Origin of the sequence: Brevibacterium sp. ACRRH, assembly GCF_022346365.1 — a bacterium.
GTDB classification, from domain to species: Bacteria; Actinomycetota; Actinomycetes; order Actinomycetales; family Brevibacteriaceae; genus Brevibacterium; species Brevibacterium paucivorans.
This window is the reverse complement of record NZ_JAKRMN010000009.1, coordinates 15,769-31,434: the sequence shown is the minus strand read 5'-3', so window position 1 is coordinate 31,434 and position 15,666 is coordinate 15,769. Positions and strand designations below refer to the sequence as shown.

Genomic DNA, 15,666 nt, shown 5'->3' with positions numbered 1-15,666 from the left:
CTTCCATGAAGTCGCTTCGTGCTACGTCAGTTGCGATCATTGCAGCAGGTGCCCTCATTTTGTCCGCGTGCGGATCCCAGTCCGGTGATTCCGGCGATGACAAGCTCAACGTGGTGACATCGACCAACGTCTACGCCGACATTGCTCAGACGGTTGGCGGTGACGCTGTAGATGTCACGCCGATTATTGACGACCCGTCGAAAGACCCGCACTCCTATGAGGCGACTACAGAAGACCAACTTAAGCTGTCCAAAGCAGACGTAGTTGTGCAAAACGGCGGTGGTTACGACGCTTTCATGACCACGCTGTTGGAGGCTTCTGACTCCAAGCCCGAGGTGGTTGACGCAGTTTCGATCTCCGGCCTCCCGGGTTCGGAGGGACTGGGTAACGAACCTCACGACCACGGCCATGACCACGAACACGGTGAAGAGGGTCACGAGGGTCACGACCACGAGCACGGCGAGGATGGCCACGAGGGTCACGACCACGAACACGGTGAAGAAGGCCACGAGGGTCACGACCACGAACACGGTGAAGAAGGCCATGAGGGTCACGACCACGAGCACGGCGAGGAAGGCCACGAGGGTCACGACCATGAAGGCCACGACCACGGCCATGACCACGGTGCGTTCAACGAGCACGTGTGGTACTCCGTGCCCACCATGATCAAGCTGGTGGACGAAGTCGCTGGAACCATGAGCGAGAAGTCGCCGGAGCACAAAGACGAGTTCAAGAAGAACGCCGACGACCTGCGTGGCAAGCTTGAAGATCTGAACACAAAGATCACTGACACTAAGTCGCAGAACGAAGGCAAGAAAGCCGCGGCAACTGAGCCAGTTCCTCTGTGGCTGTTTGAAGACATGGGGCTCGAACCAGCGACCCCACCAGAGTTCTTGTCTGCAATTGAAGAAGGTAACGACGCACCTCCTCTAGTGTTCAAGAAGGCTCAAGACCAGCTGAAGAACAAAGAGGTTGTCATCCTGGGTTACAACACGCAGGCAACTAACGATCAGGCCGAATCTCTGAAGAAGGCAGCTGAAGAAGCTGGTATTCCTGTCGTGGACATGGCTGAAACCATGCCCAAGGGCTCAAACTACGCCGACTGGATGTCCGGCTACGTCGATGAAGTAAACAGTGCCCTCAAATAAGCACGAGAGTCCGTCGCGAACCTCTGTTTTGGAGATTCGCGACGGACTCCTCAAATTTGGTGAGCGCGTCCTGTGGCATGGCCTCGACCTTGAGGTAGAACCGGGAGAGTTCATCGCCGTTCTAGGACCAAACGGCAGCGGTAAGACGTCCCTGCTCAAAGTGCTACTGGGACAGTACAAACTGTCTGGTGGCTCGATCCGCGTGGGCGACCACGGAGTGCGCAAAGGCGACCCGGATATTGGCTACGTGCCACAACAGCGGTCCGTTGACCCGGCTACGCCGTTGCGCGCTCGTGACATTGTGGCCCTGGGTGTAGACGGGCACCGTTGGGGGCTGCGCCTGCCATCTTCGAAGTTCCGGAAGCGTATCGACCACCTTCTTGATCTCGTGGGAGCCGGTGACTACGCAGACGCACCCGTGGGCACCCTATCCGGCGGTGAGATGCAGCGCTTGCGTTTGGCGCACGCGTTGGCCAGTAGCCCGCGCTTGCTCTTGTGCGACGAACCTCTTCTGAGCCTGGACATCCCACACCAGCACTTGGTGGCGTCGCTGTTGGACAAAGAACGCAAAACAAACGACACCGCGATTCTGTTTGTCACCCACGAAATCAACCCGATTCTTCCCTACGTGGACCGCATCATTTACATTGTGGGCGGTCACTTCTTGGTGGGCACGCCCAACGAAGTGATGAATTCTGAGGCCCTTTCGCACTTGTTCGACAGTAAGGTCGAAGTGCTCAACATCGGTGGACGCGTGGTTGTTGTTGGTGGCTATGATCAACATCACCATCCCGAACCAGAAAGCGTCGAGTAGTGGAACAGCTGACTCAACTTTTTACGTTCGAACACTACGGTGAGCTCGTGGTTCTCCTGCGCAACTCCATTCTGGCGTCGGCGGTGCTGGGAATGGTGGGTGGCTTGGTGGGCTACTTCGTCATCATCCGTGATATCCCGTTTGCTGTTCACGGTGTTGCCGAACTGTCTTTCGCAGGTGCTGCTTTCGCGCTCTTAGTGGGATTCGACGTGGTGTTCGGGTCCATTTGTGGATCGCTCATCGCGGCTTTCCTCATTGGTGCAGGTGGCGTTCGCGCGTCCGATAAGAACTCGATCATCGGCGTTCTGATGCCGTTTGGCCTGGGCTTGGGAATTCTTTTCTTGGCGCTGTACCAGGGTCGCGCGGCTAACAAGTTTGGCCTGCTCACCGGTCAGATCGTGGCGGTCAACCCGGGCCAACTCAAAGTCCTCATGGTGTGTGCCGCTGTTGTGGTTGTCGTGTTGGCGGTGATCTGGCGTCCGTTGGCGTTCGCGTCTATTGACGCCGAGGTCGCCCGCGCCCGAGGTGTCCCAATCGGCTTCCTGACGATCACCTTCATGCTGGTGTTGGGTCTGGCTGTCGCGTTGAGCGTTCAGGTTGTTGGTGTGTTGTTGGTGATGGCACTGCTGGTGACCCCAGCGGCTGCGGCCACGCAGATTTCTTCGAACCCGTACCTGGTGCCGGTGTTGTCGGTGGTGTTTGCCACGGTGTCCTCGGTGGGTGGTGTGCTGATTGCTCTGGGTTCGCCCGTCGTGCCTATCAGCCCGTTTGTCACTACCATCAGCTTCCTCATTTATGCGGTATGCAGATTGATCGGTCGTAGTCGCGAAAAGCGATACGCGCGCCAACGCAATCATCGTTTGGCCGAGCTCGATGCAGAACACCGGGTGTAAGCGTTGGGTGTGCTGTCAGAGCCAGAAGTCGTTGGCACAGATTCCGAGAGTCATCCTGTCGCAATGCCCGGTTATGTGGACTTCGAGGGGTCCTTCTGCCGCGTAGGTAATACCCCAGTTTCTTTGCGCAGCGCCCGCCGGAGGAGGAAGTGTCGATGCTTTCCTACAGCGACCGAAACTCCACTCCCCGCTCCTGGAGGCCGGCGAGTTGATCAATCAGATGCCTAATTGACCGGCCCAATCTATCCAGGCGCCAGACCACCAACGTGTCACCGGGGCGAAGTTGATCGAGTAACTTGTCGAGTTCAGGACGCGACTCCAACGATTCGGAAGCGGTGTCGGCGAAAATCCGGTAGCAGCCGGCCGCGGTGAGAGCGTCGTGTTGGAGTCGGGCGTCCTGGTCGCCGGTGGAGACCCGGGCGTAGCCGAAATCATGTCCCATACTCAAAAACGTAACGCACCCACCTTTACGTATGGGGCCATTTCGGAAACCGGGTTTTTGCGTCAAAAACGAACGATTTCGACACGGGCAGCACCGAAGGGTGCCGCCTGTGTCACACATCACCGTCGGGCCGACGTTCGATTCTCGTTGCAACAGTTCAGCAGGCACTGTATAGTTCAGTGCATGCTGACTATTGCTTCGCGCTTGGACGTGATGAACCGATTGGGTCGAGCGATGGCCGATCCCACCCGGTCCCGTATTCTCCTGACCCTGCTGGGTGGCCCGGCCTACCCGGCCGCTCTCGCCCGGGAGTTGGAACTGACGCGGTCAAATGTGTCCAACCACCTCACTTGCCTACGGGACTGCGGAATTGTGGTCGCCGAACCGCAGGGGCGGAAGACCCGCTACGCGATCGTCGACGCCCATCTTGTCCAGGCGTTGAACTCACTGCTGGATACCACTCTGGCTGCCGACGAGAATGCCCCGTGTATTGACTCGGCATGTGACGTTCCCGGGTGCGCCACCGGAGAGGGGAACAGGTAAGTGGTAGCTGGTCTCCTGGGGGCGGTTGGTCTGTTTATCGCCACCAATATCGACGACATCATCGTGCTCTCGCTGTTCTTCGCCCGTGGGGCCGGCCAAGCAGGGACCACACTTCGGATCCTGGCCGGGCAGTACCTTGGTTTCGCGAGCATCCTCGCAGCCACGATCCTGGTCACCCTAGGGGCGGATGCTTTCTTGCCCACCGAGGCGATCCCCTACTTCGGGCTAATCCCCCTGACCCTGGGACTGTGGGCGGCCTGGCAAGCCTGGCAGGGAGACGATGACGACGATGACGCGAAAGTCAGCGGAAAGAACGTAAGCGTCTTGACCGTCGCCGGGGTGACCTTTGCCAACGGTGGCGATAATATCGGCGTCTATGTCCCGGTTTTTCTCAACGTGGATACCGCCACTGTTATCATCTACTGCGTCGTCTTTCTGATCCTGGTGGCGGGCCTGGTCCTGTTGGCGAAGTTCGTGGCCACCCGCCCACCCATCGCGGAGGTTCTCGAACGCTGGGAGCATGTGCTGTTCCCGATCGTTTTGATCGGCCTGGGTATCTTCATCCTCGTCAGCGGTGGCGCCTTCGGCCTCTAATAAGCTCATTCCCGTGCTCCCAGGGCCTCTCTAGGTTTCCTCACCGGCATCAACTGAACCGCCTATGAAGTTGTGAAAGGCCGCTGCCGCAGGGACTCGACCACGCTAGGGCGACAGAAATTCTAAAACTGCCCTATTGGGGTGTAACTCACACCAACATTCGTTTGTCATTTCGGGGTAGCGTAAAAGGGTGGACACAAGGAACATTCTTCGCTTGGCCGTGGGTGTAGGTGGAACGTGCGCCGTCGCAGCAGGTGTGTGGGGCGCGTGTATCGAGCCGCACCTGTTTAGAGTGCGCCACCAGACATGCCGGGTTCTGCCTCACGGCAGCGCGCCTTTGCGCGTTTTGCACATCAGCGATCTCCACGTTGCGCCGTGGCAAAAGCACAAGATCAACTGGGTTCGCGCGCTGGCAAAACTCCAACCAGACCTGGTGATTAACACGGGCGACAACTTTGGGTTCAATTCGCTCGACACCGTGATCCACACGCTTGCCCCGCTCACCGCGTTCCCCGGAATTTTTGTGTTCGGGTCAAACGACTTCCACGGCCCTGCTGTGAAAAACCCGGCCAGATACCTCATGGGTCCTAGCGAGGTAAAAGAGACTGAGCCTGACCTTCCGGCTGACGACCTTCGCCGGGCGCTCACATTGCGCGGGTGGAACTTCGTGGACAACTGCAACGCAACCCTCGAGGTCAAAGGTGTGAAAGTCAGCGTCTCTGGTCTGGGCGATGCGCACATGAACAACGCGCACATCAGCCCGGAACACCCACACTTCGAAACCGGTGCCGATCTCAACGTGGGCGTGACCCACTCACCCTATTCCACCTCGGTCGACGCACTGATCGACGCGGGAGCTCAGATGGTCTTTGCCGGTCACACTCACGGCGGCCAGATCCGCATCCCCGGATACGGGGCGCCCGTCACCAACTCTGACAGACCTCGGGACGAAGCACGCGGCCTGTTCACACGCTCAGGAGTCCCTGTTCACATCAGTGCAGGACTGGGCTTTTCGATCTTCGCGCCGGTGCGATTTGCGTGCCCACCTGAGGTAACTCTCATGGAGCTTGTGGCTCGCGAATCCTGAGCGGATACTCAGTTTCAGCTGAACCCAGGTATTTGCGGTCGTCGGTACAATGATCGCATGGTGTCTTCTGCGTCCAACAAAAAAACCATCGGAATGTCACTGATCCTGCAGTTCATTGCGGTCAGTGCAATCGCGGGAATTGTGGGTGCCGGTTTGGCGATTCCTTCGGTTGGTGTCGCCTCGGTCGGTGCTAAGAACGTTGCCGAAATCTTCGAGTCGCTCCCGGCTGAGCTGGAAGAGCGGCCGTTGGCTGAGCAGTCCAAGATGCTCGCCGCCGACGGTTCGGAGATCGCTAGCTTCTACTGGCAGAACCGTAAAGAAGTCCACATCGACGACATTTCGCAACACATGCAGGACGCGACTGTCGCGGTTGAAGATGAACGCTTCTTTGACCACGGTGGTGTGGACCTGCAGGGTATTTTCCGCGCGTTGGTACACAACACGTTCTCCGACTCCAAACAGGGTGGTTCCACGCTGACACAGCAGTACGTGAAGAACGTGCTGTCAGAAAACGCGCACTCGCAGGACGACGCCGAGGGTGTGGACGCAGCGACAGAAGCCGACGGTGCGGCCGGTTATGCGCGTAAGTTGCGTGAGATTAAACTCGCAACTGCACTTGAAAAGAAGTACCCCAAGATTGAGATTCTCAATCGCTACCTGAACATCAACAACTACTCCGGTTCGCCACGTGTGTATGGTGTTGAAGCGGCCGCTCACCACTACTGGGGCATTAAGGCAAAAGACCTGAATCTCGAGCAGTCGGCTCTGTTGGCTGGTGTGGTGAAGAACCCTGCGGCATACAACCCAGAACGTTTCCCCGACCGCGCATTACAGCGCCGAAACATCGTGTTGGGGCAGATGCTCAAGTACGAGTACATTTCGCAGGAAGAACACGACAAAGCTGTCAAAACTGACCTTGGCCTGAAGATCCACAACACACCAAACGGGTGTGCTGCCGCTAAGGACGCTGCGTACTTCTGCGACTACGTGCAGCGAGTCATCGAGAACGACCCGGTTTTCGGTAAGACTAAAGAAGAGCGCGCTAACGTCCTGGCCCGAGGTGGTTTGACGGTCAAGACGACCCTCAACCGGGACATGCAGAAGGCTGCCGATAGCACCGTGAAGAAACGTATTCCGGTTGGTGACCCATCGGGTGCGGGGCACTCGATCGTGTCCGTTGAACCAGGGACCGGAAAGGTTCTGGCAATGGCCCAGAACCGTAACTATTCGGTGGCCGAAGGTAAGAAGAACTTCGACACCCAGCTGAACTACAACGTGGACCGTAAGCACAACGGTGCGAGTGGGTTCCAGGTTGGTTCGACGTGGAAGCCGTTCGTGTTGGCGGAATGGTTGCGCGAAGGTAAGAAACTTAACACCACGGTCAACGCGACGAAACGTACATACTCAGCTAGTTCTTGGAAGTACGATGGGTGCCCAGCTGTAGGTGGTAACTGGAACCCCAACAACGCCGGTGACGGTGGGGGATCCAGCTCGATGAGTGCGCTCCAGGCCACCAAGAAGTCGGTGAACACCGGCTACGCGGCAATGGGTAACCAGCTCAACATGTGTGGAATCATGAAGACCGCACAGGCGTTGGGGCTGAAGTACGGAAACGGTGAACCGCTCGACCAGCCACAAGAAAACTGGAAGAAGGAACGAAACCTTTACATCTCCACCATGCCGTCTTCGATCCTGGGGACCACTCCCGTGACGCCGATCGACATGGCTTCCGCTTACGCGGTGTTTGCTTCCGGCGGTACGTACTGCAAACCGTCGCCCATCGACAGTATTAAGGACGCTGAGGGTAAAGACGTGAAGACCCCGGATCCCGACTGCCACGAAGCAATTGAACCTGATGTGGCTAAAGGTGTGGCATACGCACTGTCGCAAACCTTCAACGGTGGTACAACCTCGCGGTTTAGGATTGGCGCACCTGCTGGTGCCAAGACGGGTACCACTAACTTCGAGGTTGGTCACACGTGGCTGTTGGGCTTCACTTCTAAGCTGTCGACTGCTGTATGGGCAGGTGACCCTGACGGTGTGCGCGACTGGCGTAAGAACTCAAAGGGTAAAGTGCGGGGACGCATTTACGGTGGAACTATCGCTGGCCCGTCGTGGCAGGCATACATGAGCAAGGCCATCAAACACACCAAGGGTAATGAAGGGTTCCGCGCCCCTGGCTCCATGATGGGCTCCGGCGGTGGTGGCGGAGGTGGCAACGGCGGCGGAGGTAACAGTCGCCCCGCCCCTAAGCCAAAGAAGAAGCCGTCCAACAAGGGTGGCGGCGGTAACGGCGGCGGCGGAAACAAAGGCGGCGGTAGCAACGGTGGCGGCAACAACGGCGGCGGAGGCGGATCCAACACCATCATCGGTTAACCATCGTTGGTTCCTTTGACCCAGATGATTGAGCGTCCTGCGGGGCGCACTAAGAAAGGTGACGACATGCAAAAGTGGGAATACGCGACTGCTCCTCTTCTGATCCACAACACTAAGCAGATCTTGGACATGTGGGGCGAAGACGGTTACGAGCTGGTTCAGGTTGTTCCCGGCCCTGATGGTCAGGGACTGGTTGCATACTTCAAGCGTCCTAAGCAGGAGGGCTGAACGTGACAGTCGCGGAAAAGCTCACGGAGCTGGGCATCGAACTGCCCCAGGTGCCAGCACCTGCCGGCGCTTACGTCCCGGCGCTGGTCGACGGTGACCATGTGTACACCTCGGGACAATTGCCGTTTGTAAGCGGTGAACTGGTCAACCCTGGTGTTCTGGGCGACTCAGTCACGGTAGAGGAAGGCTATGATGCGGCCAAATTGTGCGCTATTAACGCGCTTGCAGCGATCAAGTCGGTCGTGGGTGATCTGGAACGTGTCAAGCAGGTGGTGAAGGTTGTGGGGTTTGTTGCATCAGCTCCCGGCTTCGACCAGCAGCCGCGTGTGATCAACGGCGCCTCTGAACTGCTCGGTGAAGTGTTCGGTGAGCGTGGCCAACACGCACGCTCGGCCGTGGGTGTGTCAGCGTTACCATTGGGCACCTCGGTCGAAGTTGAAGTCACGGTACGAATCTAGGGTCAGCGCCGAGCTACCCACGTAAGGACATCCCCTGCCACACCGTTCACACACGATCCCCGCGTCACAGGGGCTCGCGAAGATCTTGAACATGTTCGAAGGTGGACAGCGAACGCTGACACCTCCTCAACCGCTACCCGCCGCAGCGATTGTTTTGATTCGCGACTCTGCGCATGGCGTCCAGATGTTTATGACTCGCAACGTCGACGAACCGGGGCAGGATGACCGTAACCGGTGGGACTTTCCTAGTGGGCACGTGCGCCCGTCTGACTCTCGGTGGTTGCCCATGGCTGGGGCCAGCCCGGAACGGTGCGCGCGTATGTTGCGCAAAACCAACGTGACCCGTTCGCTGGCGTACTTCGTGGCGGCCGGGCGGGTTGCGCTGGAGCTCACGGGAGTGCTTGTTGCGCAGAGTGCGGATGGAACGATCGCAACGGACACTGACGTGTCGTATGTGCGTGACGCGCGGGCCAAGCTGTTCCAGAAGAAGGTGGCGTTTCGCGACGTGCTGGAGACGCGCAACCTGGAGTTCCGCCCGGACATGTTGCGACCGTGGCTACGGTGGGTCAACACCGAATGGCAACTCAAACGCTTTGACACGGTGTATTTCACCACCGTGATGCCACCGGATCAGAGCGTGAACTTCGAGTCGATCACAGGTGCGTGGGGCGGTTGGGTGAGCCCGGCCGAAGTTCTGTCGATGTGTGGCGAACATTCCAGCGATTTCATCAGTGGTCCCGTGCGACTCATCTGCGAATCGCTACTGGGCGTGCCCAGCGTGGCTGCTGCGATGTGCAAGATCCGCAATGTCACGCCCATTACCCCCGAGGTGTTCAAGAGAGACGGGACATGGTGGGTGTCCCTGGATCCGCTCGCGGACCCATCCGAGCGGGGCCGGACGCGGCAGACCGAGGTGGTTGACACCTCGGGCGACGAAGAAGGCGAGGACCCGCAGTCCTTGACTTCAGAGCTGGAAGAAGTCGAAAGCCCGGCAAACCCCACCGAGGTGTAAGTGGGCCGGGGCCGCGGTCGGGGCTAGCCTTCCAGCAGGTACTCCAGTTGCGCCGACACTGACGACAAGACGGCGGGGCGCAGTTTCTGAGGCACGTCCGCGTAGACGATGTCGGCGACCCGGCCGGCGTATTCTTGCGAGATAGCGTCGGCTTCATCGAGCTCAATGGTGCCTACGCGCTCAACGGCCGCGATCACCTGGTCGAGGCGTTCGTTGCGGTGCGAAATGTAGTAGTCGACAACCGCGCGGGGGTTTTCGACGGTGGGGCCGTGGGCGGGTTCGATGGTCTCAACGGTGTGATCGACCAGGGCAGAGATCCGTTGCATGGAGTCCAGATACTGTCCTACGGAGCCTTCCGGGTACATGATGACGGTGGTGCCTTCACCCAGGATGGTGTCCCCAGAGAACAGGGTGTTGCCGTGGAGCACGCTGATGGAGTCTGCGGTGTGGCCCGGCGTGGGAATGAGCGTGAGGCGGTCGCTTTCGTGCGAACCGAACTCGACCACGTGCCCTTCAGGCGGTAGCGACGTCAGGGCCGGTGCTCCCTTTGCGAAGGCTTCATCGACTGCGTAAATGGGCACACCCGGGGCCCATTCGTGGGCGGTGCCCAGCATTTCAGAGTGGTCGGCGTGGTGGTGGGTGAGCACGATAGCCGTGAGTGTGGCGCAGTCGACGGCGTTTTCGAGTGCTCGCTTGTGTGAGCTGAGCTCAGGTCCCGGGTCGATCAGGGCAACAGAGCAGAGGTCGCTCGACGGAACGATGTAGGAGTTAGTGCCGTCGAGCGTCATGGGGGACGGGTTTTGGGCTGTCACGCGGATATGCGGCTTCATTGCCTCTCTCTCCTCACGTGGACGATCAGTGCTTTCATGGTACGTACACGTTCCACGATTACTGAACTGGTGTCCACAGTGTGACTATCGCAAGGCGGGGTGCCGGGTGTGTGGCGGGGCCGAGGTGGCAAGAGCACCCGCTCGCGAGGCAAGCGGGTGCTCCAGTAGTTGTGGGTGCCCGGACGCTTTTTGGGTAGCGCGTTAGTGGGCGCGGTGGGTCAGGCGCTCCAGGTCAAGGATGACGACCGAGCGTCCTTCGAGGCGGATCCAGCGACGTTCCGCGAAGTCAGCCAGTGCCTTGTTCACGGTTTCACGGGAAGCGCCAACGAGCTGTGCGAGTTCTTCCTGGGTGAGGTCGTGCGGCACCAAGATGCCGTCTGGTGCAGGCTTTCCGAAGCGGTTCTTCATGTCGAGGATGGCCTTAGCGACACGGCCAGGAACGTCGGAGAACACCAGGTCGCCAACGGTTTCGTTGGTGCGACGCAGACGCTGTGCCAACGCCTTCAGCAGATTCATTGCGGCCTGCGGGCGTTCTTCGAGCCAGCTGAGCAGGTCTTCGTGCTTGAGGCTCAAAACCTCTGACTGTGACACGGCGGTTACCGTGGATGAACGCGGGCCTGGATCGAACAGTGCGAGCTCACCGATGATTTCGCCGGGGCCCACAACCGACAGCAGGTTTTCGCGTCCGTCTGCGGATTCGCGACCCACCTTGAGCTTTCCAGTGGACACGATGTAGAGCTCGTCTCCGCTGTCGCCTTCGTGGAAAAGGGGAGTGCCGCGACGGATGCTGCGCGGTTTCATAAACTTCATGAGGGCGCTGGTCGATTCTTCATCTAGTCCGGCGAACAGGGTCGCACTGCGGACGACTTCGATGTCCACTATCTACCTCCGTGTGAAAATGTCCTTGATACAAACCTACCCCCTTTGAGGCGCTTGTCACATGTCAACAGGCGATTTGTAGTTTTCTTTTAAACGACGTTCGCTTGAGGCGTACAACTCAGGCTCACGTCCTTGCCTGTGATCCCTTGTCTGTTTCTTTCTCTGCTTCCGGTGTCGTATTGCATAAGCTGGAGGAATGAAGTCAGTCATCCCAGCCCGCAAGCGACGCCAGTTCGCCCAGGAAACACGTTTGGCAAAGGTACGCCGAGCGCGCAAGATCGACAGGATCCTGGCGCGGGTATTCCCGGATGCACGCGCGGAGCTCGACTTCACTAACCCATTTGAGCTTCTCATTGCCACGGTGTTGTCGGCGCAGACCACGGACGTGAGGGTTAACCAAGTGACGCCGGAACTGTTCGCACGTTATCCCAGTGCGCATGAGCTGGCCGTGGCCACGCGCGAAGACGTTGAGGCGATCATCCGGCCCACGGGCTTCTTCCGGTCTAAAGCGGCGAACATTATCGCGCTGGCCATTCAGTTGGTTGAGCGCCACGGAGGCGAGGTGCCACGCACGCAAAAGGAACTGGTCAAGCTTCCAGGTGTGGGCGTGAAGACAGCGAACGTGGTGTTGGGCAATGCGTTCGACACCCCGGGGCTCACCGTGGACACACACGTGGGGCGCCTGGCCCGGCGCATGGGGTTCACCACCAACACAGATCCGCTCAAAGTCGAGGCGGACCTACAAGATCTCTATGACCCGCGGGACCTCACCCTGGTGTCGCATCGGCTGATCTTCATGGGACGCCGAATCTGCCACGCGCGCAGGCCAGCGTGTGGCGCGTGCCCAATCGCGAACCTGTGCCCCAGCTACGGTGAGGGTGAGCTCGACGAGCAAACGGCCGCATCACTGTTCGCATACGGCCTGACGTACCCGGAAGGCGGGTGGGACTTTGACTGACGACGCGCACTTGCGCTCGCTGCTGAGCGCGCTGCCCACCACCATTACCGAACCGCACTGGCTGGGCGCTCGCCTGGCCCGAGGCGGGTCCGAGTTACGCGACGCAGCGGTCCTCATGCTGTTCGCTCGCGGGCAGAAACCCAGAACGCTGGCAGGTAAGCGGGAGGTAGCCAGGTTGGACGACCTCGGCGTGGGGGATGTGGACGTGCTGATTTTGCAGCGTGCGGCGACCTTGCGTCAGCACGCGGGGCAGCCGGCGTTTCCCGGTGGGAAGAAGGATCCCGAGGACGTGTCGCCTGTTGCTGCCGCGTTGCGAGAGGCGCGTGAAGAGGTGGGGGTGGAGCCTGGGTCGGTGGATGTGCTGACGCAGATCGACCCGATTGCGGTGCCCGTGAGCCGGCACAGCGTGACGCCCGTGGTGGGTGTGTGGACGCAGCCGGGGCCGGTCAGGGTGGTTGATACTGCGGAGTCGACGCGGGTGTATAGGGTGTCGGTTGCGGATCTGGTGGCGCCGGCGAACCGTGGAGTGTTTTATCCGGCGAATCGGGCGTATACGTCGCCTGTGTTTGACGTGGGTGTGCTACAGGTCTGGGGTTTTACGGCCGGGCTGTTGGACTTTGCGTTCACCGAGCTGGGATGGGCCACCGAATGGGACCGCACCTACATGCACATCGACGTGTAAAACAGCGCAAAGCGAGCGTCACGACGCGTTACAACGCGTCGTGACGCTCGCTTTGCACCGTTTGGTATCAGTAACGAGGGCCGGTGGGGTTCTTCAGGGCGCGCAGAATAGCGTCCTTGACAGAGTTTCCGCGGTCGATCGCAGCGGTAGGCGTGGGGTTGCCCTTCTTGAAGAGCGGAATTGCCACACCCACCAGGATTCCTGCAATGACAACAAGGATCCCGAACACGATCAGGAAGCTCGCCCACCAAGGCAGGTTCGCGACCTCGTGGAAAACAGCGGAGAGGGCGAAAATTGCCATGAAGCTGGACAGGAACAGAAGGAACAGGGCCGCAACGGCGAGCCCGCCACCGATTCCCAGGTTCTTGGCACCGGCCTGCGATTCGGTCTTCGCTAGAGCGATTTCCTCTTGCGCTAGGGCTTGACTGTCATCCTTAATGTCTCGGATGAGCTGAGACAGGGACCGTTCGGTCATGGAGTGTCCTCCTGCAGAAGGCTTCTTACGAATTTCTTTTTCAAGGATATGCGCTATTTGCTCCCGAGGTGAAACCGCGCCTGATTTTGTGCTGAAACCAAGGTGAATGCTGGGTTTACTTTTTGTCGCGGTTGACCGACGCTGCGATCGCGTCCATGACCGAGGCGTCGGCCAGGGTGGAGGCGTCGCCGGCTTCGCGGTTTTCGGCGAGGTTCTTCAGGAGTCGGCGCACGATCTTCCCTGAGCGTGTCTTGGGGAGTTCGTCCACGATGTACACGCGCTTGGGTTTGGCGATGGGGCCGATTTCTTGGCCCACGTGGGCGCGGAGTTCCTGCTCGATCGATTCGGAGTCTTGTGCGCCACCGCGCAGAATGACGAACCCGATAACTGCCTGGCCGGTGGTTTCGTCCGTGGCGCCTACGACTGCGGCTTCGGCAACCGATGGGTGGCTGACCAGTGCGGATTCAATTTCCGTGGTGGACAGGCGGTGCCCGGATACGTTCATCACGTCGTCGACGCGACCCAGGAACCAGATGTCGCCATCTTCGTCGTAGCGGGCTCCGTCGCCGGCGAAGTACATGCCGTCGAAACGTGACCAGTAGGTTTCCTTGAAGCGTTCAGGGTCGCCGTAGACGGTGCGCGCCATGGAAGGCCACGGTTCTTTGATGACCAGCAGACCCACCTGGTTGGGGCCGATCTTCTGGCCGTTGTCATCCACGACTTCCACGGTGATCCCGGGAAGTGGGGTTTGCGCTGAGCCGGGCTTCAGGGCGGTGACGCCAGGAAGAGGCGCGATCATGTGCGCACCGGTTTCGGTCTGCCACCACGTGTCCATGATGGGCAGTTCGTCACGGCCAATGACGCGGCGGTACCACATCCACGCTTCGGGGTTGATGGGTTCGCCCACGGAGCCCAGCAGACGCAGGCTGGACAGGTCGTACTTCTGTGGGATCTCTTCGCCCCACTTCATGAAGGTGCGGATTGCGGTTGGGGCTGCGTACAGGATCGTGGCCTTGTACTTTTCGACGATTTCCCACCAGCGCCCTTGGTGAGGAGCGTCCGGGGTGCCTTCGTAGATCACCTGGGTGGCACCCGCGGCCAGGGGGCCGTAGGTGACGTAGGTGTGGCCGGTGATCCAGCCGATGTCGGCCGTACACCAGAACACGTCGGTCTCTGGTTTGATGTCGAACACGGCGCGCATGGTGTACGTGGCTTGCGTGAGGTATCCGCCGGACGTGTGCAGGATTCCCTTGGGCTTGCCTGTTGTGCCCGAGGTGTAAAGGACAAAGAGCGGATTTTCGGCTTCGAAGAATTCTGGGGTGTGGGTGGTGGGCTGGTCGCCCACAACGTCGTGGAACCACTGGTCGCGGCCCTGGACCATGTTGGTGTCTTCGCCTGTGCGCTTGACGACCAGGACGTGCTTGACGGAAGTTTCCGACTTGTCCAGGGCGGCGTCGACCGTGCCTTTGAGGTTCGAAGGCTTCCCGCGACGGAACCCGCCATCAGCGGTGACGACGACCTCGGCCTGGGCGTCTTCAATACGGGAGTGCAGAGCGTCAGCCGAGAACCCGCCAAACACCACAGAGTGCGCCGCACCCAGGCGGGCGCACGCAAGCATGGTGATGACCGCCTCGGGAATCATGGGAAGGTAAACCGCAACCCGGTCACCCTTCTTGACACCCAGGGAAGCGAGCGCGTTGGCGGTCTTGCAGACTTCTTCCGTGAGCTGGGCGTAGGTGTAGGAGCGGGAGTCGCCGGGCTCGCCTTCGAAGTGGATGGCGACACGGTCGCCGTTGCCGGCTTCCACGTGACGGTCAAGACAGTTGTATGCGACGTTGAGGGTGCCGTCGGCGAACCACTTGGCAAAAGGCGGGTTGGACCAGTCGAGGACCTGGGTGAACGGCGTGTCCCACGACACAAGTTCGCGTGCGTTGTCCTCCCAGAACTTGAGTCGGTCTGCTTGTGCGCGTTGGTATTCGTCTTGGGTGACGTTCGCGACCGAGGTGGTCTGTTGCGAAGGGAGGAAGGTTCGGGTTTCGTCCATCAGGCTGGAGCTGTTCTGCGTAACGTCGTTGTTCGATGCCACTGGTTTCTCCTTCGTCGTTGAGGTGAATGGGGCCTGCGTAGTCACCCTACATGCGGACAAATGAGGGCGTCAGTAGTCACCATATAACGAAACTTTTGAAACTTTTCTTAGTGCGATCGCGCAAATTCTGACAGTATGAGACTTAACGTCCGATTAAGGAG

17 protein-coding genes are annotated in these 15,666 nt (G+C 59.5%); 12 read left to right on the top strand and 5 right to left on the bottom strand.

Going from position 1 to position 15,666, the window contains the following annotated elements:
- The first annotated feature begins 5 nt into the window (after window positions 1-5).
- The 3 genes from MHX53_RS09440 to MHX53_RS09430 are packed head-to-tail and all read left to right on the top strand — an operon-like array spanning window position 6 to window position 2,855.
- Window positions 6-1,148: a zinc ABC transporter substrate-binding protein gene (locus MHX53_RS09440; protein WP_239272447.1), complete on the top strand. Its 1,143-nt coding sequence runs from the start codon at window positions 6-8 to the stop codon at window positions 1,146-1,148.
- Window positions 1,135-1,962: an ABC transporter ATP-binding protein gene (locus MHX53_RS09435; RefSeq protein ID WP_239272445.1), complete on the top strand. Its 828-nt coding sequence runs from the start codon at window positions 1,135-1,137 to the stop codon at window positions 1,960-1,962. The genes MHX53_RS09440 and MHX53_RS09435 overlap by 14 nt, the downstream gene beginning before the upstream one ends.
- Complete coding sequence (locus MHX53_RS09430; protein ID WP_239272444.1) at window positions 1,962-2,855, top strand: metal ABC transporter permease; 894 nt, start codon at window positions 1,962-1,964, stop codon at window positions 2,853-2,855. The genes MHX53_RS09435 and MHX53_RS09430 overlap by 1 nt, the downstream gene beginning before the upstream one ends.
- Before the next feature lie 163 nt (window positions 2,856-3,018).
- On the opposite strand, the gene MHX53_RS09425 is transcribed toward MHX53_RS09430, so the two are convergent.
- On the bottom strand, window positions 3,019-3,297 hold the full coding sequence (locus MHX53_RS09425) for a recombinase family protein (RefSeq protein ID WP_239272442.1): 279 nt from the start codon (window positions 3,295-3,297) through the stop codon (window positions 3,019-3,021).
- Between the two features lie 183 nt (window positions 3,298-3,480).
- On the opposite strand from MHX53_RS09425, the gene MHX53_RS09420 reads away from it, so the two are divergent.
- The 7 genes from MHX53_RS09420 to MHX53_RS09390 all read left to right on the top strand — a co-directional run bounded on the left by MHX53_RS09420 (window position 3,481) and on the right by MHX53_RS09390 (window position 9,595).
- Complete coding sequence (locus MHX53_RS09420; RefSeq protein WP_239272440.1) at window positions 3,481-3,840, top strand: metalloregulator ArsR/SmtB family transcription factor; 360 nt, start codon at window positions 3,481-3,483, stop codon at window positions 3,838-3,840.
- On the top strand, window positions 3,841-4,434 hold the full coding sequence (locus tag MHX53_RS09415; RefSeq protein WP_239272438.1) for a cadmium resistance transporter: 594 nt from the start codon (window positions 3,841-3,843) through the stop codon (window positions 4,432-4,434).
- A 190-nt stretch (window positions 4,435-4,624) separates the two neighbouring features.
- Entirely contained in the window at window positions 4,625-5,521 is an 897-nt protein-coding gene (locus MHX53_RS09410) for a metallophosphoesterase (RefSeq protein ID WP_239272437.1), read from the top strand.
- 57 nt (window positions 5,522-5,578) lie between these two features.
- Window positions 5,579-7,897, top strand: a complete 2,319-nt coding sequence (locus MHX53_RS09405; RefSeq protein ID WP_239272435.1) for a transglycosylase domain-containing protein — start codon at window positions 5,579-5,581, stop codon at window positions 7,895-7,897.
- Between the two features lie 66 nt (window positions 7,898-7,963).
- Entirely contained in the window at window positions 7,964-8,125 is a 162-nt protein-coding gene (locus MHX53_RS09400; protein WP_180965307.1) for a hypothetical protein, read from the top strand.
- 2 nt (window positions 8,126-8,127) lie between these two features.
- Window positions 8,128-8,583, top strand: a complete 456-nt coding sequence (locus MHX53_RS09395; RefSeq protein WP_239272433.1) for a RidA family protein — start codon at window positions 8,128-8,130, stop codon at window positions 8,581-8,583.
- 91 nt (window positions 8,584-8,674) lie between these two features.
- Window positions 8,675-9,595 (top strand): hypothetical protein, encoded by a 921-nt coding sequence (locus MHX53_RS09390; RefSeq protein ID WP_239272431.1) that lies wholly within the window; start codon window positions 8,675-8,677, stop codon window positions 9,593-9,595.
- Window positions 9,596-9,618: 23 nt separating this feature from the next.
- Here the strand turns inward: MHX53_RS09390 and MHX53_RS09385 are convergent, their stop codons facing one another.
- Both MHX53_RS09385 and MHX53_RS09380 read right to left on the bottom strand, forming a co-directional pair.
- Entirely contained in the window at window positions 9,619-10,425 is an 807-nt protein-coding gene (locus MHX53_RS09385; protein WP_239272430.1) for an MBL fold metallo-hydrolase, read from the bottom strand.
- Between the two features lie 201 nt (window positions 10,426-10,626).
- Window positions 10,627-11,304, bottom strand: coding sequence for a Crp/Fnr family transcriptional regulator (locus MHX53_RS09380; protein ID WP_102238405.1), 678 nt, complete (start codon window positions 11,302-11,304; stop codon window positions 10,627-10,629).
- A gap of 196 nt (window positions 11,305-11,500) precedes the next feature.
- Here MHX53_RS09380 and nth point away from each other — a divergent pair, with 196 nt between their 5' ends.
- Window positions 11,501-12,262 (top strand): endonuclease III, encoded by a 762-nt coding sequence (nth, locus tag MHX53_RS09375; RefSeq protein ID WP_239272428.1) that lies wholly within the window; start codon window positions 11,501-11,503, stop codon window positions 12,260-12,262.
- The gene (locus MHX53_RS09370) at window positions 12,255-12,944 is read left to right on the top strand and encodes a CoA pyrophosphatase (protein WP_239272426.1); all 690 of its coding nucleotides are present in this window, start codon (window positions 12,255-12,257) and stop codon (window positions 12,942-12,944) included. The genes nth and MHX53_RS09370 overlap by 8 nt, the downstream gene beginning before the upstream one ends.
- A 67-nt stretch (window positions 12,945-13,011) precedes the next feature.
- Here MHX53_RS09370 and MHX53_RS09365 read toward each other — a convergent pair whose 3' ends face one another.
- Window positions 13,012-13,419 carry a phage holin family protein gene (locus MHX53_RS09365; protein WP_239272425.1) on the bottom strand — a complete coding sequence of 136 codons (408 nt, stop codon included), beginning with the start codon at window positions 13,417-13,419 and terminating at the stop codon, window positions 13,012-13,014.
- A gap of 115 nt (window positions 13,420-13,534) precedes the next feature.
- Window positions 13,535-15,463, bottom strand: a complete 1,929-nt coding sequence (gene acs, locus MHX53_RS09360; protein WP_239272548.1) for an acetate--CoA ligase — start codon at window positions 15,461-15,463, stop codon at window positions 13,535-13,537.
- Window positions 15,464-15,666 lie beyond the last annotated feature (203 nt).